The sequence below is a fragment of the Bacteroidota bacterium genome (assembly GCA_016183775.1).
Classification (GTDB): domain Bacteria; phylum Bacteroidota; class Bacteroidia; order JABDFU01; family JABDFU01; genus JABDFU01.
In genome coordinates, this window is the sequence record JACPDY010000026.1 from 1 (window position 1) to 20,293 (window position 20,293).

General features: G+C 39.2%; 18 protein-coding genes. 10 read left to right on the forward strand and 8 right to left on the reverse strand.

Annotation, left to right across the window (positions count from 1 at the left end):
* The first annotated feature begins 158 nt into the window (after positions 1-158).
* Together HYU69_03875 and HYU69_03880 are read left to right on the forward strand one after the other, a co-directional pair.
* Positions 159-1,505 carry an SBBP repeat-containing protein gene (locus HYU69_03875; GenBank protein MBI2269478.1) on the forward strand — a complete coding sequence of 449 codons (1,347 nt, stop codon included), beginning with the start codon at positions 159-161 and terminating at the stop codon, positions 1,503-1,505.
* A complete protein-coding gene (locus HYU69_03880; protein ID MBI2269479.1) occupies positions 1,502-2,527 on the forward strand; it encodes a hypothetical protein in 1,026 nt (341 codons plus the stop codon). The genes HYU69_03875 and HYU69_03880 overlap by 4 nt, the downstream gene beginning before the upstream one ends.
* A 245-nt stretch (positions 2,528-2,772) precedes the next feature.
* On the opposite strand, the gene HYU69_03885 is transcribed toward HYU69_03880, so the two are convergent.
* The gene (locus HYU69_03885) at positions 2,773-3,897 is read right to left on the reverse strand and encodes an ATP-binding protein (protein ID MBI2269480.1); all 1,125 of its coding nucleotides are present in this window, start codon (positions 3,895-3,897) and stop codon (positions 2,773-2,775) included.
* A gap of 425 nt (positions 3,898-4,322) precedes the next feature.
* Here HYU69_03885 and HYU69_03890 point away from each other — a divergent pair, with 425 nt between their 5' ends.
* A complete protein-coding gene (locus HYU69_03890) occupies positions 4,323-4,958 on the forward strand; it encodes an HAD family phosphatase (GenBank protein ID MBI2269481.1) in 636 nt (211 codons plus the stop codon).
* Positions 4,959-4,999: 41 nt separating this feature from the next.
* On the opposite strand, the gene mce is transcribed toward HYU69_03890, so the two are convergent.
* Together mce and HYU69_03900 are read right to left on the reverse strand one after the other, a co-directional pair.
* A complete protein-coding gene (mce, locus tag HYU69_03895) occupies positions 5,000-5,404 on the reverse strand; it encodes a methylmalonyl-CoA epimerase (protein ID MBI2269482.1) in 405 nt (134 codons plus the stop codon).
* 70 nt (positions 5,405-5,474) lie between these two features.
* Positions 5,475-6,290 (reverse strand): hypothetical protein, encoded by an 816-nt coding sequence (locus HYU69_03900; protein ID MBI2269483.1) that lies wholly within the window; start codon positions 6,288-6,290, stop codon positions 5,475-5,477.
* Positions 6,291-6,550: 260 nt separating this feature from the next.
* Here HYU69_03900 and HYU69_03905 point away from each other — a divergent pair, with 260 nt between their 5' ends.
* The 3 genes from HYU69_03905 (at position 6,551) to typA (ending at position 11,935) form a co-directional block, all read left to right on the forward strand.
* On the forward strand, positions 6,551-8,326 hold the full coding sequence (locus HYU69_03905) for an ABC transporter substrate-binding protein (protein MBI2269484.1): 1,776 nt from the start codon (positions 6,551-6,553) through the stop codon (positions 8,324-8,326).
* A 71-nt stretch (positions 8,327-8,397) separates the two neighbouring features.
* Positions 8,398-10,065: a DUF4139 domain-containing protein gene (locus HYU69_03910; GenBank protein MBI2269485.1), complete on the forward strand. Its 1,668-nt coding sequence runs from the start codon at positions 8,398-8,400 to the stop codon at positions 10,063-10,065.
* A 58-nt stretch (positions 10,066-10,123) separates the two neighbouring features.
* Positions 10,124-11,935 (forward strand): translational GTPase TypA, encoded by a 1,812-nt coding sequence (gene typA / locus HYU69_03915; protein MBI2269486.1) that lies wholly within the window; start codon positions 10,124-10,126, stop codon positions 11,933-11,935.
* Between the two features lie 84 nt (positions 11,936-12,019).
* Here the strand turns inward: typA and HYU69_03920 are convergent, their stop codons facing one another.
* Entirely contained in the window at positions 12,020-12,535 is a 516-nt protein-coding gene (locus HYU69_03920; protein ID MBI2269487.1) for a hypothetical protein, read from the reverse strand.
* A gap of 169 nt (positions 12,536-12,704) precedes the next feature.
* Here HYU69_03920 and HYU69_03925 point away from each other — a divergent pair, with 169 nt between their 5' ends.
* Positions 12,705-13,724, forward strand: coding sequence for a dipeptide epimerase (locus HYU69_03925; protein ID MBI2269488.1), 1,020 nt, complete (start codon positions 12,705-12,707; stop codon positions 13,722-13,724).
* Between the two features lie 535 nt (positions 13,725-14,259).
* Here HYU69_03925 and HYU69_03930 read toward each other — a convergent pair.
* Entirely contained in the window at positions 14,260-14,658 is a 399-nt protein-coding gene (locus HYU69_03930; GenBank protein MBI2269489.1) for a cupin domain-containing protein, read from the reverse strand.
* A 33-nt stretch (positions 14,659-14,691) separates the two neighbouring features.
* Positions 14,692-15,666 (reverse strand): deoxyhypusine synthase family protein, encoded by a 975-nt coding sequence (locus HYU69_03935; protein ID MBI2269490.1) that lies wholly within the window; start codon positions 15,664-15,666, stop codon positions 14,692-14,694.
* 115 nt (positions 15,667-15,781) lie between these two features.
* Here HYU69_03935 and HYU69_03940 point away from each other — a divergent pair, with 115 nt between their 5' ends.
* The gene (locus tag HYU69_03940; GenBank protein MBI2269491.1) at positions 15,782-17,167 is read left to right on the forward strand and encodes a T9SS type A sorting domain-containing protein; all 1,386 of its coding nucleotides are present in this window, start codon (positions 15,782-15,784) and stop codon (positions 17,165-17,167) included.
* On the opposite strand, the gene HYU69_03945 is transcribed toward HYU69_03940, so the two are convergent.
* Together HYU69_03945 and HYU69_03950 are read right to left on the reverse strand one after the other, a co-directional pair.
* The gene (locus HYU69_03945; GenBank protein MBI2269492.1) at positions 17,164-17,940 is read right to left on the reverse strand and encodes an alpha/beta fold hydrolase; all 777 of its coding nucleotides are present in this window, start codon (positions 17,938-17,940) and stop codon (positions 17,164-17,166) included. The two genes, HYU69_03940 and HYU69_03945, sit on opposite strands and share 4 nt — an antisense overlap.
* Positions 17,941-17,988: 48 nt before the next feature.
* Positions 17,989-18,702, reverse strand: coding sequence for a pyridoxine 5'-phosphate synthase (locus tag HYU69_03950; protein ID MBI2269493.1), 714 nt, complete (start codon positions 18,700-18,702; stop codon positions 17,989-17,991).
* A 68-nt stretch (positions 18,703-18,770) separates the two neighbouring features.
* On the opposite strand from HYU69_03950, the gene HYU69_03955 reads away from it, so the two are divergent.
* A complete protein-coding gene (locus HYU69_03955; protein MBI2269494.1) occupies positions 18,771-19,472 on the forward strand; it encodes a CBS domain-containing protein in 702 nt (233 codons plus the stop codon).
* Between the two features lie 155 nt (positions 19,473-19,627).
* Entirely contained in the window at positions 19,628-19,990 is a 363-nt protein-coding gene (locus HYU69_03960; GenBank protein MBI2269495.1) for a BlaI/MecI/CopY family transcriptional regulator, read from the forward strand.
* Positions 19,991-20,293 lie beyond the last annotated feature (303 nt).

Consider the following 20,293-nt stretch of genomic DNA (forward strand, 5'->3'; position numbering starts at 1 on the left):
ACTATCAGGGCAACGATGGAGTATTAGTGGCGCTCAGTATATTGTTAATCTCAGAGCTCATAAAAAAAGTAATCGATGGCCTCATATGGTAGATTTAATAAAAAAAGCCGCTTAGCAGGGGTGCGAATTTGTCATACACCGTAAAAGTAGAAACTGTAATGGGAACATTGGAAGAAATCCTTCCAAAAGTTTACCAGTTAATAAACGGAGAGGTAATAAACATAAAAGCCAAATACACTTTAGCGAAAACCCGGTACCAGGCTAAGGACAGCGCTTTAGTTATGTTCCTGGTTGAAGCATACAATCCCTCGTATTCTCTCATCATAGATCCTTATGCATGGGCCACTTATTACGGGGGCAATAGTAAGGAACTTCCCAGCGCTATAACTACGGATAAGACAGGGAATTCGGCCATTACAGGATATACCTTCTCAACAGCTTTTCCTGCTGCTGCAGCAACTGGCTATACAGTATTTCAGGCGGGTTATCAGGGAGGCACAGCATTGGGTTACGGTGACGCATTTATAGTAAAATTCGATCCCGCTGGAACGCGATTATGGGCTACCTACTATGGCGGAAGCGGTAATGATGTAGGTTATGGCTTAGCTACAGATTTGTTGGGTAATATAGTTGTTACAGGGGCTACATCTTCAGTAACTTTCCCTGTAGGTGCAATTGCCGGAAATACTGTAGCCCAGACAAGTAATGCAGGGGGATTTGATATTTTTTTATTAAAGTTTAATCCTCTGGGATTACGATTATGGGCTACTTATTACGGAGGTACCGGAGATGAGTACGGTTTTGACATAGCAACGGATATTTCAAATAATATTGCTATTACCGGGGACGCGCAATCATTAGATTTTCCCGTAGGGGCGACTGCAGGGAATACTGTATTTCAGACTGCCTGTGGTTTTGCGGGAGATGCCTGTATTCTAAAATTTGATGCCACGGGCAATCGGTTATGGGCAACTTATTATGGAGGAAATGATATTGATGGAGGCAGAGGCATAATCTTGGATGGTTCCGGTAATTTGTTTGTTACCGGAACGACAGCATCAACCAATTTCCCTACGGGGGCAGTAGCAGGCAATACAGTATTTCAAGCCGCAAAAGCCTTCGCGGGGTTTGATTATGATGCCTTCATATTAAAATTTGATCCTACCGGTGTGCGGTTATGGGCTACTCACTATGGGGGAAATGGGAGGGACATAGGGTGTGATATAACTATAGATTTATCCGGCAACACAGTAATTACAGGATATACAAGCGCAACAAATTTTCCGGTGGGTGCAGTTGCCGGCAACACGGTATTTCAGTCAGTCACGGGAGGCAGTTATGATGTTTTTGTAATAAAATTTAATTCCACCGGCGCACGGTTATGGGCTACTTATCATGGAGGGTACCGGCAGGAATGGGCATTCAGATGTGCTGCTGACGATAATGGAAACATATATATATATTCGGAGAGTGGGAAGATGCAGATAACGGAAACTTTCCTATGAATACCTGCGCTCTCCAGAAAGTGTTTGCGGGAGGAAACGGGCCAAACGGTGATGGCCCTGAAGATATGTTTGTTACTAAATTCGGGCCTTCGGGTAAACGTATATGCAGCACATTTATAGGAGGAAGCGGGCATGATGATTTAGACTTCGGCGCAGGTGGTATTGCAACCTGGCAAAATTATGTTTATGTAACCGGGAGTAGCTTTGGCGGCTTTCCGGTAACTGCAGGTGCGTTTCAAACAAATTATGCAGGAGGAACAACGGGAATGATACCCGGCGGGGATGTTATAGTTGCAAAATTCTGCGGCAACAGTTGTGGGGATAACAACACTACTACGGCTAGTTTCAATACACCGGCCAGCGTGTGCAGCAACTCCGCTACTCAGTTTACATCCTCCATAACTAGCGCCCTTACATGCGATACAAACAGTTATCTGTATAAATGGTATTTTCCCGGCGCATCCCCTTCTACTTCCACTCAACAGAATCCGGGGGGTATTACCTATACCAATCCGGGCACATACACCGTATCATTAGTGGTGGATGGGATATGCAGCAGGGATTCGGTTTATAAAACCATTACGATCAACAATTGCGGATGTACGCTTACTTCAGGTACAACCATTACTTCGCCAAGCTGCGGAAACAGCAATGGAACAGCTTCCGCAAATCCTAACGGCGGAAGTGTTCCTTACATATATGCCTGGAGTAATGGACAAACCACACAAACCGCTACAGGCCTTGCCGCAGGTAATTACACGGTAACTGTTACTGATGTAAATGCTTGCACGGCCACTGCTATTGCCATTTTAACTCCCCCGCTACCCTTAATCGGAAATTTTACCAAGGGCACGGCCAATTGTACCAACTGTGGTTGCAAAGAATGGATAATGGTTACTGCTGCAGGAGGCACAATCCCGTATAGTTATTCCTGGCCGGATGGATACATTAACAGGTATAAAAGTCACCTGTGCCCGGGCCTGTATGCAATAAAATTACCGATAAAAACGGATGTAGTATAAATGTGGTAGTTAATGCGCCCTGATTGGATTATATGGAAAAACAGCGTTTGAAAAAATATTTTTAAATATGATGAATTGTTCCAATACTTATTAAGGCCTACTTCAGGGATTCTAATATTTAATGTTACCTTATTGTGTTTACATATTATTTAGTGAAAAAGATCATCTACTTTATATTGGATTCCCTTCATGCAAATTATTTACGGTGCTAGCTCGAAATATGAGTTGTTCTTGCATCCTATAATTTACGTTATAAACTCTTCATAGTTATCCGGTGTAACCATTTTCATTTCTGCATTTGGATAAGCCGATGCAAATGTTTTCGGGAACTTTGGTTTCACTTTTTTATTCCATTTAAATTCAAACGCAAATAATTTCCCTTCCCGCTCTTCTATATAATCAATTTCCTGCTGTTGCAAGGTGCGCCAGAAGAATCGGTTACAATAAATGTCGTTGTAGTGCGTATGTTTTATACGTTCGCTCACCATAAAATTTTCCCAAAGTGCTCCAGTATCCTGGCGCAATGACAATGGATTGAAATTGGCAATCAGTGCATTGCGGATACCATTGTCATAGAAATAAACCTTTCTGCTTTTTTTCAATTCGTTGCGATGATTTCGGCTCAGTGAATACAGGCGAAAAATTACAAATGCCTGTTCAAGCAAGCCAATATACCGCTCAACTGTGACAGGATCGGCCGATATAATTTGTGCCAGTTCATTATAGGAAATTTCATTGCAAACCTGTAATGCAAGAGCTTGCAAAAGTTTTTCGACCACATTGGGCCTTCGGATTTCCTGAAAAGAAAAAATATCTTTATACAAATAACTTCCGGTAAGATTTTCAAGCGCTCTCTTTTCCTTTCCGGGATTTATTACCACTTCTGGGTACATTCCATAAATAAGACGTGTCTCAAGCATTCTTTTTTCTTCCATCGCCCCATGATGATCTATCATTTCTTTTACAGAAATAGGAAATAGGCTATACTCGTATTTACGTCCTGTAAGAGGTTCATTGATTTCATTGGCAAGTTCGAAGGCAGATGACCCGGTAGCTACCAATTGTACATGTTTTATCTGATCGGTAATAAGTTTAAGCGTAAGCCCAATATTTTTAATTCGTTGCGCTTCATCAATCACCACTATCCTGTTATCTCCGATTACCTGTTTGAGTTGAGAAGAAGTAACGTTTGTTAAACGCTCTCTTACATCAGGCTCATCAGCAGTTAAGAAAAGAAATTTCCCATCTATATTTTTTTGAAGCTCCTCTAATATGGTAGTTTTTCCTACCTGTCTTGCTCCTAAAATAATAATAGCCTTACCTTTAAAAAGCTGACCCGTAATTTTTTCATATAATGTTCTTTTTATCATAATAGGGGCAAATATACTATATTTTCGTATTATAATCAAAAAATACTATTATTTTTTTATGATTATAATATGTATTTAGGCAACCAATTCGGAGTCTAGTTCCCTTTCTCATTAAACTCCATGAAATTTTACTGAGCCCGCTTTTTTTAGCAAAAGGAGTATTGTCGAAATCGTCCTTGTCAAAGGGAAAAATCAGTAAAAATGTTTCCCCATCTTTGATAAGAATAATTGCTTTGAATGCAGTTATAAAATCATCATGTTTTCTTGAACTATTTTTCGTGAGTTGAAATAAAGTTTTTGAGATTAGAAATTAATTACAAATCCTCGTATATTTGGTACAATAGGGGGCATGGTTTCGTTCCCTAAAGCCTTATAGAAATATGAGGCTTTTTATTTACAACATATTCAAGCAGAACTACAAAGTCGTGACCTTAATTATTAAAAACATAATTTTTGATCTCGGGGGAGTGTTGCTTAATCTGGATTACTCATTAACAACAAAAGCCTTTCAGAAAATTGCGCCTGATTTCGGTTCATTCGATGCTATTTATGCTGAACAGAAGGATAAAAAGCTATTTGAGGATTTTGAGACGGGAGCAATTACCTCCCGGCAATTTCGTAATGGGATAAGAGGTTTATTGCAAAATAATATTGATGACAAGACAATTAATGAGGCATGGAATGCTATGCTGCTTGACTTTCCGATTGAACGGTTGAGGCTGCTTGAAAAGCTGAGGTTAAAATACAGGTTGTTTTTATTAAGCAATACAAATGAGATTCACTTAGAGGCGGTCAATGAAATATTAAATAAGAATTTCGGGTTAAAAGATCTGTCGGGTATTTTTGAAAAGGAATATTATTCCCATAAGGTTGGAATGCGAAAGCCAAATAAGGAAATATTTCAATTAGTAATTTCAGAAAATAAACTCAATCCTTCGGAAACACTTTTCATTGATGATTCAGTACATCATATTGAAGGCGGAAAGTGTGTCGGGTTACATACGTTGTTAATGGCTAAGGACAAAGTCCTCGCAGACGAACTTTTAACTTTAAACCTTTAAACCTTCCTTCACCGCGCAAGCAATTATCTCTGCAGGCAGGGTTATTTTATTTCCTGGCAAAGCTCTATCAGTACACCATTGGTGCTTTTAGGGTGTAAAAAGCAGACAAGTTTATTGTCGGCGCCTTTTTGGGGTTCAGCTGAAAGTAACGTAAAGCCTTCTGTTTGCAGGCGTTTCATCTCTTTGTAAATGTCATCTACTTCAAGCGCGATGTGGTGAATACCTTCGCCTCTTTTTTCAATGAACTTAGCGATAGGGCTATCCGGAGCGGTTGCTTCCAGTAATTCTATTTTATTATCACCGATCTTAAAGAATGAAGTGGATACCTTTTCGCTATCAACCTGCTCAACTTTATAATGCGGATCCCCCAATAGTTTTCTGAACAGTTCATTGGAATCATTGATGCTTTTCACTGCAATTCCGATATGTTCAACGCGTAGATACATGATAGGTAGTATAAAAAAATGATCCCGATAATTATTACCGGGATCATGTAATGTATTATATAATGTTGTTTTATTTCTTTACAAACTCGCCGGATTTGCCATCATATATGATGTAATATACACCCTTTTGCAGGTTAGAAACGTCCACTTGTTTGGCAAAACCTTTCTTAACAATGTTACCATATTGATCATATATCTCAAACATTGTTTCTTCTCCAGCCTTAGGGTTTGCCTGTTGCACAAATTCTATAACATTACTTACCTTCTTCGGCATAAAATCAAGCGTAGGAGAAGTTGACTGGTAGTCGATAGGTTTTGATAAGCGGGGCTGGTTGGTATAATCAACCTGTTTCACCCTGAATTGGTTTTTGCCTGAATGTGGAACGATCTTAAATGAATATTCGTTAACATCGGTAGATCCGCTACCTTCAACTTCGCCTACTTTCTTCCAGGTTGTGTATACAAATTGCTCAATAACATAAGGAAGCTTTCCTGTTTCACCTTTTGTGGACCATTTTAAAGTGCCGTCTTTTTCAACTTTCATTGAAAGTACTTCGTAAGTGCTTCTTGGCTTTAAAACCTCAGGATTCAGAACTTTGGGTTTACAGTCATCTTTATGCTTAATCTTAACCTCGATTTTGTCACCCAGTTTCAATTGGAAATTTTTGAAATCTATTTCAAAAGCGCTTGAGTTGATCTCATCGGTTGTTACCTGATCATTCACCAAAACTTCCATCACGCAAAATCCGACACCTGAACTACCAAAAGGGTTTTGCACAAAAAGATTTTTTCCCTGGTAATTGCCCTCAAGTACAATAACCCCTGCATTTGCCTGGAAGGCCGCAAGTAGTAGGCTAATAACTGCAAATAATAGAAGTTTCTTCATTTTTGTAATATTAAAAATAAGGTTACCCATTATTTTTGGAACCGCAATATTATAATGTTATTTCAGAAATTCAAAATAAAACCTGATAATTTTTACTAATTATTCTGACAAATATAATAATCTTCTTTTTAATAGAGCTGCTAAAAGTATATAAAAAAAATTAACCCCAACTATTAGGCTTGTTAATGGGCTTTATATTTGTTATTTAATTAAAGTTGTGTTATCCTTGCAGTCCATTATTAATAAGCTAAAAGGAGTAAATGTTGTATAGGCCAAGGATAATTCGTCAAATCTCACTGTTTGCAGGTATTGTAATAGGTTTTCTTATAGTATCATGTTCAGGCGGAGGTTCAAAAAGATCACATGAGCCTGCCAAGGGGGATCGTGTCTATGGGGGAACGTTTACGATTAGTGAAACGGATGATTACCAGACGTTGTATCCCATTGCTCTTGCGGATGCTGTTTCAAGTTTCCTGGCGAACCAGATATATGAAGGTTTGGTCAAATTTAGTGTAAATGATTTGTCGGTAAACCCCGGTATTGCTGAAAAATGGGAGATAGATCCTGCCGGAACCACGTATACTTTTCACCTTAAAAAAGGTGTGTTTTTTCAGGATGACGAATGTTTCCCGGAAGGTAAGGGTCGGGAAGTAAAAGCCTCTGATGTAAAATACTCATTCGAATTACTATGTAGTCAGAGTCCTGATAATGTAAATTTTGCCTCATCGTTCAAAAACAATGTCAAAGGTGCTATTGAGTATTATGAAGCATCGGCTAAAGGTAAGCCTGCTTCGGGCCTTGAAGGAGTAAAAGTGATAGATGATTATACGGTACAGATCATTCTGCAGGTTCCAAGTACCTCCTTCCTATATATATTGGCAAGTCCGATAGCCTCAATTGTGCCTAAAGAAGGGGTAGAGAAATATGGTAATGAGCTTCATACAGGTACCGGACCATTCATGTTCGGGGTAAATGATAAAAAGGCGGGTAATGTTGTTTTGTTGAGAAACCCCAATTATCATCGTGTGGATTCGTTTGGCAACCAATTGCCTTTTGTTGATAGTCTTGTAATGAAAATACTGGGCACAAAGTCGGCTCAACTTGAAGCCTTTGAAAAGGGTGAGGTTGATGTTGTACTTGGACTCCCTTCTGAGTCCGTCCGAAGCCTCGTGGAAAAGCAGATCGAACAATTTAAAAATAAAACAGTAGGGTATATCCTTGAACGGACCCCTGAAATGGCAAGCAATTATTATGAGTTTAACCTTACACGCCCGCCATTTGATGATGTTCGTGTGCGAAAGGCATTCTCTTATGCTATTAACCGTAATAAAATTATCGACGATATATTGAAAGGCGAAGCCTACGGACCCGGAATATATGGTGTTTCGCCTCCATCGTTTAAGGAGTATGATATAACTAAAATTAAGGGTTACGATTACAATCCTGACATGGCCAATCGGTTGTTCTACGAAAGCGGGTATAAAGATAAAAAGACGTTTCCGGTTGTTAAGGTAGTTCTTAATAGCGGAGGTGCAAAAAATACAAAAGTAGCCCTTGAAATACAGAAGCAGTTGATGGATGTGTTGGGCATAAGAGTTGATTTTGAAGTGAAGACATTGGCACAAAAGCTGGAGGATGCCAAATATGCACGTGCCGATATTCTCCGTGCAGGCTGGCTTGCAGACTATCCGAATCCGGAAAGCTTTTTGTGGATGTTCTATGGCGCCCCGGTGCCTGAATCGCTTGATAAGCCTTCATTTCCTAATACAACCCGGTATAAAAACCCTGAGTTTGATAAATTGTTTGAAAAGGGACGGACTGCTAAAACACGTGATGAAAGCTATATGTATTTTGCACAGGCCGAACAGGTAATGATGAATGACGCGCCCATAATGATGTTATGGTACGATGAAAATTACAGGCTGATAAAATCACGTGTGAAAAGACTTCCTGCAAACCCCATCCGATACAGGGATTGTTCCGAGGTCTATCTTCAGGATACAACACCGGCCATCGCCGGTGCCGAAAAGAAATAACATGAGCCTCCATCTGGGGGCTTATTTTTTTTGCACATTATTTGCGATGTATAATTTCAAAAAAAATATTTATGAAAATAATGAATTTGTTTATTGCAGCAATGTTCTGTGTTCCCTGCATTTTTAAAGCAGAAGCTCAGCAGGAGATCAGTAGCCCGGTTCAGTCCGTGATCGTATACCTGGATGGAGCGGAGGTAACGCAAAGCAAACAGGTATCACTTGCTGCAGGGCGAAACAAAATAGTGTTCACCGGCTTGTCGCAAAAATTAGTTTCAAAAAGTGTACAGGTGAATATCAGCGGTGATGTCGCAATCTTGTCCGTTTCAGATGAGATAAATTATTTGTCCAAACAGGATGATCAGCCCCGTGTGAAGCAGCTTAAAGATTCAGTTCAGTACCTGAATGATGCATTGATCCAACTCAGGAATGAGAAGGATGCTTTTGTAACAGAAAAGAACCTCCTGATCGAGAATAAGAACCTGAGCGGAAAAGATAAAGCACTTTCTGTAATTGAACTAAAGGCTATCGCTGATTTTTATCGCTTACGTATACGGGAAATTAATGATGAAGTTGGGAAGATTGAAAAGAAAGACCGCAAACTCAACGAGGTGCTTGTAAAAGCCAATCAGCAGTTGAATGAATTGAATGCCCGATTTAATATGCCAATGGCTGAGGTAAGTATATTGCTTATGTCATCAGCGAAAACCATGTGTAACATTGAGTTAAAATATATTGTAACCGATGCCGGTTGGGCACCCAGCTACGATCTGAAAGCAGAGGATGTGAATAAACCAATTGAACTTAAGTACAGGGCAAAGGTGTTCAATAATACCGGTGTTGACTGGAAAGATGTAAAGATGCGTTTGTCAACCGCAGATCCTATGCGAAGTGCGTCAAAGCCGGAAATGGATGCATGGTATTTGAATTATGCAAGCAATTATAACTATCAAAGTAACATGAATTTAAAGCAGCAAAATTATTCAATGCAAAAATATAGTGCACCGTTAATTGATGCGGATAGTAAGGCTGGGAGTACAATAACCCGCGAGGAATTTAAAGGGAGGGTACAACAAGTCCAGTATGAGCAAATTCAAGTATCAGAGCTAAGTGCTGATTTCGAAATTAAAACAGCGTATTCCATACCTGCCGACTCCAAACCTTATATTGTGGATGTAACCACATACAATTTGCCTGCAACATTCCAGCACTTCAGTTCTCCTAAAATTGATCGGGATGCATTTCTGATTGCGCGCATAACAGGTTGGGAAGACCTTGATCTTGTTGAGGGTCCGGCTAATGTATATTATGGAGGTACATATGTGGGACAATCCTATATCCAGACACGAAGTGTAGATGACACACTTGATCTGTCTCTTGGCCGCGACAATAAGATCATTGTTACCCGTACCAAGCAAAAGGATTTCAGCACACAAAAGTTTATTGGTTCAACAAAAAAGGAAGCCTATGCTTATGAGATAGTGATAAAAAACAACCGTAAAACTCCGGTTCAGATAGAAATAAATGACCAGCTTCCGATATCGCAGCAAGGTGATATTTCTGTAGAAGAGATCGAGCTATCAAAGGCTGAAAAGGATATTATTACAGGTAAACTTACGTGGAAATATACACTTCAACCCGATGAAATGAAAAAGCTCAACCTGTCTTTTGCAATAAAATACCCCAAGAATAAAACTATAACGGCTAAGAAATACAGAGTAGCTTCCCGTGCAATGTTTTAAAGAGCATGTTCTTTCCTAAATTAATGCTACCTTTGCACCTCTCAAAAAATGAGGATTTATGCAAAGTATACGTAACATAGCCATTATTGCCCACGTTGACCACGGAAAAACCACATTGGTTGACAAAATGCTTCATACATCAAAGATATTCCGGGATAACCAGGAAACCGGGGAGCTTATTCTTGATAATAATGACCTTGAGCGGGAGCGGGGAATAACAATACTTGCCAAGAACGTTTCGGTAATCTATAAAGGGACCAAGATTAATATTATTGATACACCCGGCCATGCCGATTTTGGCGGTGAGGTGGAGCGGGTGCTCAATATGGCTGATGGCGTATTGTTACTTGTTGATGCTTTTGAAGGTGCTATGCCGCAAACACGGTTTGTATTACAAAAGGCATTGCAGCATGGACTAAAAGTTATTGTTGTAGTTAATAAGGTGGATAAACCAAATTGTCGTCCGGATGAAGTGCATGACTCAATATTTGAATTGTTCTTTAATCTGGATGCAACTGAGGAGCAATTGAATTTTCCGACCGTTTATGGTTCATCAAAGCAGGGGTGGATGGGTCCGGATTGGAAAACACCTACTACTGATATCACCTATCTTTTCGAAACCATAATTGAAAAGATACCTTCTGCACCCTTTCGTGAAGGAACACTGCAGATGCAAATAACATCATTGGATTACTCTTCATTTGTTGGCCGGATTGCAATCGGAAGAGTTTACCGTGGTATTATAAAAGAAAATATGCCGGTATCATTGGTGAAGCGGGATCAGTCCATTGTAAAAGGAAGAATAAAGGACTTATTCGTTTTTGACGGGTTGGGAAAAACAAAAGCTACCGAAGTGCGTGCAGGTGATATATGCGCCATTACCGGCATTGAAGGTTTTGATATTGGCGATACTATTGCCGATTTTGAAAAACCGGAAGGACTTACACCTATTGATATTGATGAGCCTACCATGAGTATGCTGTTTACCATTAACAACTCCCCATTTTATGGTAAGGATGGAAAGTATGTAACATCGCGCCATTTGCGTGACCGTTTATTTAAGGAGCTGGAAAAGAACCTGGCTATGCGGCTGGAAGAAACAGAATCACCCGATTCGTATATTGTTTTCGGAAGGGGAATTTTACATTTATCAATATTGGTGGAGACCATGCGCCGTGAAGGTTATGAGTTGCAGCTTGGCCAGCCACAGGTAATTGTCAAAGAAATAGATGGAGTGAAACATGAACCGGTCGAGGTGCTTACTGTTGACACTCCGCAGGAAACGTCAAGCAAAGTAATCGATCTTGTATCACAGCGCAGAGGTGACATGATCGCTATGGAACCAAAGGGTGATCTGATCCACCTTGAATTCAATATCCCTTCCCGCGGAATAATAGGATTACGTAATAATGTGCTGACAGCGACTGCCGGTGAAGCTATAATGGCACATCGTTTTAAAGCGTTTGAGTCGTGGAAGGGTCCTATCCCCGGACGTATCGCAGGAGTGTTGATATCGAAAGAAAAGGGTACATCTGTAAGTTATTCAATTAATAATTTACAGGACAGGGGAAGATTTTTTGTGGATCCGGGGGAAGAGGTATACACCGGTCAGATAATTGGGGAAAATATTCGCCCTGATGACATGCTTGTAAATATTTGTGTAGAGAAAAAATTAACAAATATGAGGGCATCTGGCAGTGATGCTAAGATGCGCATTGCCCCGAAGGTTAATTTTTCGCTTGAAGAAGCGATGGAATATATCCAGGGAGATGAATATGTTGAGATAACACCTAAAGCTATTCGTCTCAGAAAGATATACCTCGATGAAAATGAACGTAAGCGCAATAAAAATAAAATGGAGGCTCAGTAACAATTACTTGTGAAGTGATTATAAAAGTGAAGGGCCATCCTGAATATTCAGGGTGGCCCTTCACTTTTAGTTTAAGTTTCAGGATTATGAATTTCCGGCTTCTTTTGCTTTAATGCTTTTTGCGGCATCGACCATTTTCTGAATAGCTTTCTCTGAAAACGGATCACCTTCTTTGATGTCTTCGATCAGATAGCTGTCTTTTCCTGTTTTTATTATAGTGTAAAAATGGAATTCCGGCTCAAGTCCGCTTACCTGTGATTCCCAGATCAGGCTTGTCGGTTCATCAACCACGTAGCGTTTGAATTTTTTCACATCATCCGAAGAGATATCACTTTTCTTAAGAGGAAAATCACCTTCATCCGGGGTAACACTGATTTGAAAATCTTTTCCGGATCTGATCTCAATGGACCCCGAGCCCTGTGCCACGATCTCAAGTTTTGTTTTTGTCGTATCGGGAACGTTGATCGTAACAGGTGCACCATAGGAGCTCAGGTCATACTGCGACATTCCAGGAACATTATCATCATCTTTTTTTGAGTTATTACAACCGGAAATCAAAAACAAAGCGGGAAGTGCGAATAGAAGTAGTTTCTTTAACATAGTATATTGTTTTAGTTATCTTTCACAAACTTACATGAATTTTAAAATACAGGCAAGGATGATTGAAAAATAGTTAATTGTTGTCAGTTGTTGGTTGTTTGGGACAGGAACACAACAAACAACCGACAACCAATAACCAATTCTGAGTATATTCGCAAAAATCCTTTATTTGAAACTTCATTATACTCCATATACTCTTGAGTTCAGGCATCCCTTCAAGATCGCTTTGAATTACCGGACTATAACACCTGTGGTTATTACTGAAATAGTGTGTGATGGAATTGTCGGATATGGGGAAGCCTCAATGCCGCCCTACTTGGGAGAAGATCATACAACAGTTTCGGATTTTTTGATCAAAGCAGGTAAAGTGCTTGATGAGTTCAAAACACCGTTTTGCCTGGAGACGATAATAGATAGAGTGGATGCTATAGCAGAAGGAAATGCAGCGGCAAAAGCGAGCATTGATATAGCGTTACATGATCTAAAAGGTAAATTGGAGGGCAGAGCCTGTTATACGTTCTGGAACCTGCAAAAGGCGGATGCGCCAGATACTTCTATAACAATTGGAATGGATGCGCCGGAAGTTGTTGCCAGGAAAATAAAGGAAGCGGAGGCATTCAAAATTTTAAAAGTGAAACTTGGAAGTGATGAAGATAAAAAAATAATTGAAACGATACGTTCATATACAGATAAGACGGTATCTGTTGATGTGAACCAGGGATGGAAGATAAAAGAAGAGGCGCTTGATATGATACATTGGTTAAAAGAAAAGAATGTTTTATTTATAGAGCAGCCGCTTGCGAAGAATGATCTTACGGGGTTGGCATGGCTTACCGAAAGAAGTCCATTACCTGTAATTGCCGATGAGTCGTTTCAACGATTGACTGACTTAACCCGGATAAAAGATTGTTTCCATGGAATTAATGTAAAGTTGATGAAGTGTACCGGTTTGAATGAAGCCTATAAAATAATCCGGGAGGCGCAGAAGCATAACTTAAAGGTATTGATTGGCTGCATGTCGGAAACATCATGCGCGGTATCCGCCGCTGCGCAGCTTAGTCCTTTGGCTGATTGGGCTGATCTGGACGGGCCTCTGCTTATAAAAAAAGATTTGTTTGAAGGTGTGGGATTTAACAGGGGCAAACTTGTACTGAATGATCAACCCGGTATCGGAGTTCGGAGGTTGTAAGAGTAATACAAAATAAAATGTCAAAAAAAAGCCCCGAAATTTTTCGGGGCTTTTTTATTACTTCTTCCTTTTAGAAGCTTTCTTCTTAGCAGCTTTCTTTTTAGGAGCAGCTTTCTTTTTTGCTTTCTTAGCCATGGTTTTTAGGTTTTAGTTAATTACTGATACGAAGTAACAAAAAAATTAACGTACAAAAAAATATTCACCACTATTTTTTTAACACACGTTTGTTAACAATGTGAAGCTGAAACAAGAGACCAGCAAGCCAAACAAAAATATTTTTTTTGAAAAAGTAAAAAATATTTTTTATCATGACCTCTGAATGTTCCTGTTTTCAATATGTTCAGGCATATGTATTTTTATTCTCTCATCGTGAAAAAATAAAAATATCCGGAAACAAAATGAAGTTTTTGTAAAAACAGCATAATCTGAGAAGGAGAATTATTTTTTCATTTTATGACAAAAAAATGTTTGGGAGAGCAACTTTGGATAAAAAGTCTGCAAAGTGACTTAAATGAAAACATAACGAGTAAAATAATTATTCAATGAAGACACGGTCTTTCCCGTCAAACATTGGCGACTGGAGTGATACAACTTTAACCGGTAGTTTGGAAGTAGTTTTTAATGAATGAGGAGTGTTTTGAGGAATAAACACCATGTCACCTTTTTTAATTTTAAATTTTTTGTCACCCAGTGTCATTTCGCCATCACCTTCCAGAATGTAAACATGTTCGGTATGTGTAATATGTTTGTGGATTTTAACCTCTTTCTTAATAAAAATTACAAAACTGCTTGCCAGGGAATCAGTGTAGAGCGGACGGGAATAAATATTTTCAAAGTCAGCGGGAGCTTTGATGGTGTCAAGTGATTGGTAGCTTTGTGCGTTTGACACGACGATTAATAATGCAAATGAAAAGGTTAAAATAAACTTTTCCATAAGTCGGGAGTTTCAAGCATTGTCAATATGGACTTACCATTTCAATAACCACGCGAAAATAAGCGGTGCAACAATTGTCGCGTCCGACTCTACGATAAATTTCGGAGTGTTGATATCAAGCTTGCCCCACGTTATTTTTTCGTTTGGAACAGCGCCTGAATAGGAACCATAACTTGTAGTGGAGTCGGATATCTGGCAGAAATAAGACCAGAAAGGAACATCGTGCCATTCCAGGTCCTGGTACATCATCGGTACAACACAGATTGGGAAATCACCTGCAATGCCTCCCCCAATCTGGAAGAAGCCAACACCTTTGCCGCCGGAATTTTTCCTGTACCAATCAGTCAGCCATATCATGTATTCAATGCCACTTTTCATCGTGGTCGGTTTTATTTCGCCTTTGATACAATAAGAAGCGAAAATATTACCCATCGTTGAATCTTCCCAACCCGGACATATGATAGGAAGATTTTTTTCCGCTGCTGCCAGCATCCAGGAATCTTTCGGGTCAATTTCATAGTATTCTTTCAAAACCCCGGATAATAACATTTTGTACATGAACTCATGGGGCAGGTAACGTTCTCTCTTTTTATCGGCATCGGCCCATAATTTATGAATATGTTTTTGCAACCTGCGGAATGCTTCTTCTTCAGGAATGCAAGTATCGGTAACACGATTAAATCCGTCTTCCAGCAAAGCCCATTCTTCTTTAGGACTTAAATCGCGGTAATGTGGGACCCGTTTATAATGTTTATGAGCTACAAGGTTCATAATATCTTCCTCCAGATTTGCGCCGGTGCAGGAAATAATGTCCACTTTTCCCTGACGGATCATTTCAGCCAAAGATTTTCCAAGTTCGGCAGTGCTCATAGCTCCGGCAAGCGTGATCATCATTTTTCCACCTGCTGTTAAATGGGCTTCGTATCCTTTCGCCGCATCTATCAATGCGGCCGAATTAAAATGCAAATAATGTTTTTCAATAAATTGGGAGATGGGGCCTCTGTTCATAGTTCTAAATTATATATTGTCATGGCAAAAGTAAATGATTAATGATAATAATAGTTATGTTGTGGATAAAATCGCACAAAAAGAATTTGTGTTAATTTTTTAGCTTTACACCGTTATGAGATACTTTTTTTGTTTAAGTTTTTTATTCTGTTGTGTTGCTTCAGTTAATGCTCAAAAAACACTCAGCGGTAAGATTAAAGTATATTTTACCAAATCGGTTGATACGAGTGTTTCAAAAGGTGTTTACGCGGAGCAATTATTTAAGACGGTCGACGATACTTTAGTGGCTTATATTAACAGGGCAAAGTATAGCCTGGATATTGCTATTTATAATTATACCTATGCATCCACCATTGCGGATATTGCCGCTGCCATCAATAAAGCGTATAACAGGGGCGTTAAAGTGCGTATTATTTATGATGGCAGTGTAGGTAATACAGGCATACCAAATATCTCAGCATCAATACCAAAAGTGGCCAGTCCACAGGGATCGAATTATAATATAATGCATAATAAGTTTGTTATTGTAGATGCTAAATCAGCCGATGCTAATGATGCAATTGTCTGGACAGGTTCAGCCAACTGGTCGAATAATATGTTTTACCTGGATGCGAACAATGTTATTGTTATACAGGACAAACCTCTTGCACTGGCTTTTCGGACTGAGTTTGAAGAAATGTGGGGCGATACAGGTATGGTGCCGAATACGGCCAATTCGAGGTTCGGTCAGTATAAAACGGATAATACCCCGCACCAGTTTGTAATAGATGGAAAGACGGTGGAGTTATACTTTAGTCCATCGGATGATACAAATGCAAAGATTATTAATTCAATTAATAAGGCGGATAGCGACCTGGAATTTTGTATGCTCCAGTTCACAAGGAGTGATATTGCAAATGCAATAATATCAAAAGCGCAGGAAACAGGTTTTGTTGCAATGGGGCTGGAGGATCCTTCGGGTTTATTGGTTGGCCAGACAGTTTACAATAATATGAAAACAGTGATGGGGGATAGCCTGCTTACGGATAACCAGTCGAATTCCATTTTGCACCATAAGTATATAATTGTCGATCAATCCAATTCAATGGCTGCCCCGATCGTGTTAACAGGTTCTCACAATTGGACAACTTCCGCAAATACAACCAACGATGAGAATACATTGATAATTCATGATTCAACGATCGCAAATGTTTATTACCAGGAGTTTGTTGCCCGTTTCAAAGAAAGCGGGGGAGTGCTGTCAGTTGCTGATAAAGTTAGTTCTGATGATATAACAATTTACCCCAATCCGGGTAGTACTGAAGTTAATATCAGTTTACGGTTAAATATGCGGACGAAAACCTTTGTGAAGCTGGAAAATATATTAGGACAGGTGTTCTTTTCAGATCAAATCCAGGATCAATTTACTAATATAGATGTATCAAACTTTGAGCGGGGAATGTATTTTTTAAAAATCACCTTCGGCACAACTACAGTTGCAAAGAAAATATTGTTGCATTAATTTTCAATAAATCGGATTACTTCCTTCAAAAATTCTTTTGGCTTGTCAGCATGCAGCCAGTGTCCCGCATCTTCAATAGTAATAAATTCGGCATCAGGAAAAAAAATCCGGATATCCGGAATGTCAGAGTCAACTATATAACCGGAGTTTTCTCCTCGAATAAACAAAATGCTGAAATCATTTTGAGTATATACCCTTGGGAATTCAATTTCAGCGCCTACAGCATCAATGTTTTTTATAATTGCATTTATATTGAACCGCCAATCGAGTTGTGTATCTGTTTTCCAGTAAATATTTTTTAATAGAAATTGTTTTGTTCCCGGGTCGCTAATATGTTTTGAAAGAATTTCATCCGCTTCTTTTCGTGTTTTAGAAACACTGAAGTCAATGGCCTGTAATGCCTCTAATACCTGTTGGTGGTGAGGCGGATAAAATTTTGGCGCGATATCGGCAATAATTAGTTTACGTATCTTTTCAGGATGATCAACCGCGAACTGCAATGCGGTTTTTCCTCCCATAGAATGACCAAGCAAGGTCACTTTGTTCAGATCAAGGTCATCTATGAGTTCATGGAGATCTGCACTCATTACTTTGTAGTTAAACTCATCATTATGCGGAGAGAGTCCATGATTCCGTTGGTCAACAGCATATATTTCATATCCTCTTTCAGCCAGACTTTTAGCTTGTGTTTGCCAGTTGTCGCTTTGGCCGAATAATCCATGAAGGATAATGATGGGTCTCCCTGTTCCGTATTTTCTATAAAAGAGTTTCATTAGTGTAGCACGGGGTCGTACGATGTTTATTAGGATGCAATCATATTATTACTTTAACGCGTGTAAATATAATTGTATGGTATTTTCCAGTCCAAGGTACAATGCATCCGCTATTAATGCGTGCCCGATCGATACTTCGAGTAATCCAGGAATGTGTTTTGCAAAATAGTTCAGGTTTTCCAGGCTGAGGTCATGGCCTGCATTAACTCCAAGGTTTAAAGTATTTGCCAATTCAGCGGCTGCTATATAAGATCTGATAGCTGCTTCATTATTGCCTGAGAAATTTTTTGCGTATGCCTCTGTATACAGTTCAATTCTGTCCGTTCCTGTTTTAGCTGCCGCTTCAATTAATTTCAGATCTGTATCAACGAACAGAGAAGTACGGATGTTATTTTTTTTTAATGTTTTGATTACATCTTTCAGCAATTCGTGATTTTTAATTGTATCCCAACCTGCATCTGAGGTCAGGGCATCGGGCGCGTCAGGCACTAATGTTACCTGCATGGGTTTCACTTTAAGTACCAGCTCAATGAATTTATCTGACGGATACCCTTCAATATTAAACTCCGTTTTTACCAATGGGTTAAGCGCTACCACATCCCTATAGCGGATGTGCCGCTCATCGGGTCGTGGATGCACCGTTATTCCCTGCGCTCCAAAACGCTCGCAGTCCATTGCGACTTTTAAAAGGTCGGGCACATTGCCACCGCGTGAATTACGTAGGGTGGCTATCTTGTTTATGTTAACACTGAGTTTGGTCATGTTTTTTCTGCATTTACAAAAGTATTGTTTTTAAAATTCAATGGCCTATATAATTCAATAAAACCGGCTTGCACAATACACATGTATTCGCTACTATTGTAGCCCGTATGATAGCCGCCCAACTTATAAATAAGGAGCTTCCTGTATTGTCGCCGAAAGATAAGGTATCAAAAGCGCTCGACCTGATGGATGAATATAAGGTAGCCCATTTACCTGTGGTTGAAAAAAATGTTTACCTCGGCCTGGTTTCTGAAAAAACTTTACTGGATATTGATGACTCCAGCGAAACACTAAAGGGCCATGTAGATCCATCAGTAAGACCTTTTATGTTCGAGGATCAGCATCTGTTTGACGCACTCAAGCTGATAGATACATTTAAGATAAGCCTTGTTCCTGTATTGAGCAAAGACGAAAAATATCTTGGATCATTTTCGGAATATTCGCTTGCTGATTCTATAACCGGGTTGACTGCAGTTCAGCAGCCCGGAGGAATTATTATTCTCGAAATGAATCCGAAAGATTATACCCTTACCCAGATCGCGAAAATTGTTGAGGAAAATGACGCGCGTATTTTAGCCTGTTATCTTACCCCTCAACAGGGGACAGACAGGATAGAAGTAACATTAAAGATCAATCGCGAGGATCTTTCAGCCATCCTTCAGACATTCAGCCGCTTCAATTATACTGTAAAGGCTTCTTTCCACCAAAGTGAGTATGACGAAGACATGCGCAGGCGTTTTGAGTTGTTTATGAATTACGTTAATATGTAATTTCAGATTTCCTCATGTTTTTGTGCCACCGAAGGTTTGATAACTCAACTTGATTATACTTCTTGTTTCGATTTCGTAAGTTATTTAACTAATATTTTAGATATACGACTATATATATAGTCGTATATCTAAAATATTAGTTGTATGTTTGCTGAATGAAAGAATTAACTAAAGCCGAAGAGCAGGTAATGCAGATAGTATGGACAATAGAAAAAGGATTCCTGAAAGACATCCTTGATGGATTTCCAAGTCCAAAACCTGCAAGTACAACTGTTTCTACTGTCATTAAGATTTTGGAGAACAAAAAAATGATTGCTCACAATACATTCGGGAAAATTCATCAGTACTATCCATTGGTTTCAAAAGAGGCATATCGCGAAAAGGTATTTGGAAGTATGTTAAGCAATTATTTTAATAATTCAATGGATAACCTTGTTTCTTTTTTTGTGCAAAAAAGAAATATTGACATAAGTGAATTGGACGCTTTAATTAAACAAATAAAAAAGAATAAGAAATGATTTCTTTTCTGACATATCATTTGCAGGTCTTTATATTGCTGAGTCTTTTTTATCTGATATATATTGTGTTGTTAGAAAAGGCAAGGTGCTTTCAGTTTAACCGATTTTATATAGTTGCAACCTCGTTTTTTGCGACACTAATGCCATTGTTTGAATTCGAATTCTCCCGAGTTTGACACTCGAATCGAGGTCGCAACCCTACAGCCCTTGTTAATGCTGCATTCTTGTTTGGATTTTAAAATTTTGTAGTGAACAAACATTAACAAAACGTTGTTAATACTTGCCTTTAGGCTTGTGATTTAA

What these genes read in the sequence shown, in the direction of transcription:
- HYU69_03875 (MBI2269478.1), top strand. Translation starts at nt 159, where the DNA reads ATGGGAACATTGGAAGAAATCCTTCCAAAAGTTTACCAGTTAATAAAC.
- HYU69_03880 (MBI2269479.1), top strand. Translation starts at nt 1,502, where the DNA reads ATGAATACCTGCGCTCTCCAGAAAGTGTTTGCGGGAGGAAACGGGCCA.
- HYU69_03885 (MBI2269480.1), bottom strand. Translation starts at nt 3,897, where the DNA reads ATGATAAAAAGAACATTATATGAAAAAATTACGGGTCAGCTTTTTAAA.
- mce (MBI2269482.1), bottom strand. Translation starts at nt 5,404, where the DNA reads ATGTATCTACGCGTTGAACATATCGGAATTGCAGTGAAAAGCATCAAT.
- HYU69_03900 (MBI2269483.1), bottom strand. Translation starts at nt 6,290, where the DNA reads ATGAAGAAACTTCTATTATTTGCAGTTATTAGCCTACTACTTGCGGCC.
- HYU69_03905 (MBI2269484.1), top strand. Translation starts at nt 6,551, where the DNA reads ATGTTGTATAGGCCAAGGATAATTCGTCAAATCTCACTGTTTGCAGGT.
- HYU69_03910 (MBI2269485.1), top strand. Translation starts at nt 8,398, where the DNA reads ATGAAAATAATGAATTTGTTTATTGCAGCAATGTTCTGTGTTCCCTGC.
- typA (MBI2269486.1), top strand. Translation starts at nt 10,124, where the DNA reads ATGCAAAGTATACGTAACATAGCCATTATTGCCCACGTTGACCACGGA.
- HYU69_03920 (MBI2269487.1), bottom strand. Translation starts at nt 12,535, where the DNA reads ATGTTAAAGAAACTACTTCTATTCGCACTTCCCGCTTTGTTTTTGATT.
- HYU69_03930 (MBI2269489.1), bottom strand. Translation starts at nt 14,658, where the DNA reads ATGGAAAAGTTTATTTTAACCTTTTCATTTGCATTATTAATCGTCGTG.
- HYU69_03935 (MBI2269490.1), bottom strand. Translation starts at nt 15,666, where the DNA reads ATGAACAGAGGCCCCATCTCCCAATTTATTGAAAAACATTATTTGCAT.
- HYU69_03940 (MBI2269491.1), top strand. Translation starts at nt 15,782, where the DNA reads ATGAGATACTTTTTTTGTTTAAGTTTTTTATTCTGTTGTGTTGCTTCA.
- HYU69_03945 (MBI2269492.1), bottom strand. Translation starts at nt 17,940, where the DNA reads ATGAAACTCTTTTATAGAAAATACGGAACAGGGAGACCCATCATTATC.
- HYU69_03950 (MBI2269493.1), bottom strand. Translation starts at nt 18,702, where the DNA reads ATGACCAAACTCAGTGTTAACATAAACAAGATAGCCACCCTACGTAAT.
- HYU69_03960 (MBI2269495.1), top strand. Translation starts at nt 19,628, where the DNA reads ATGAAAGAATTAACTAAAGCCGAAGAGCAGGTAATGCAGATAGTATGG.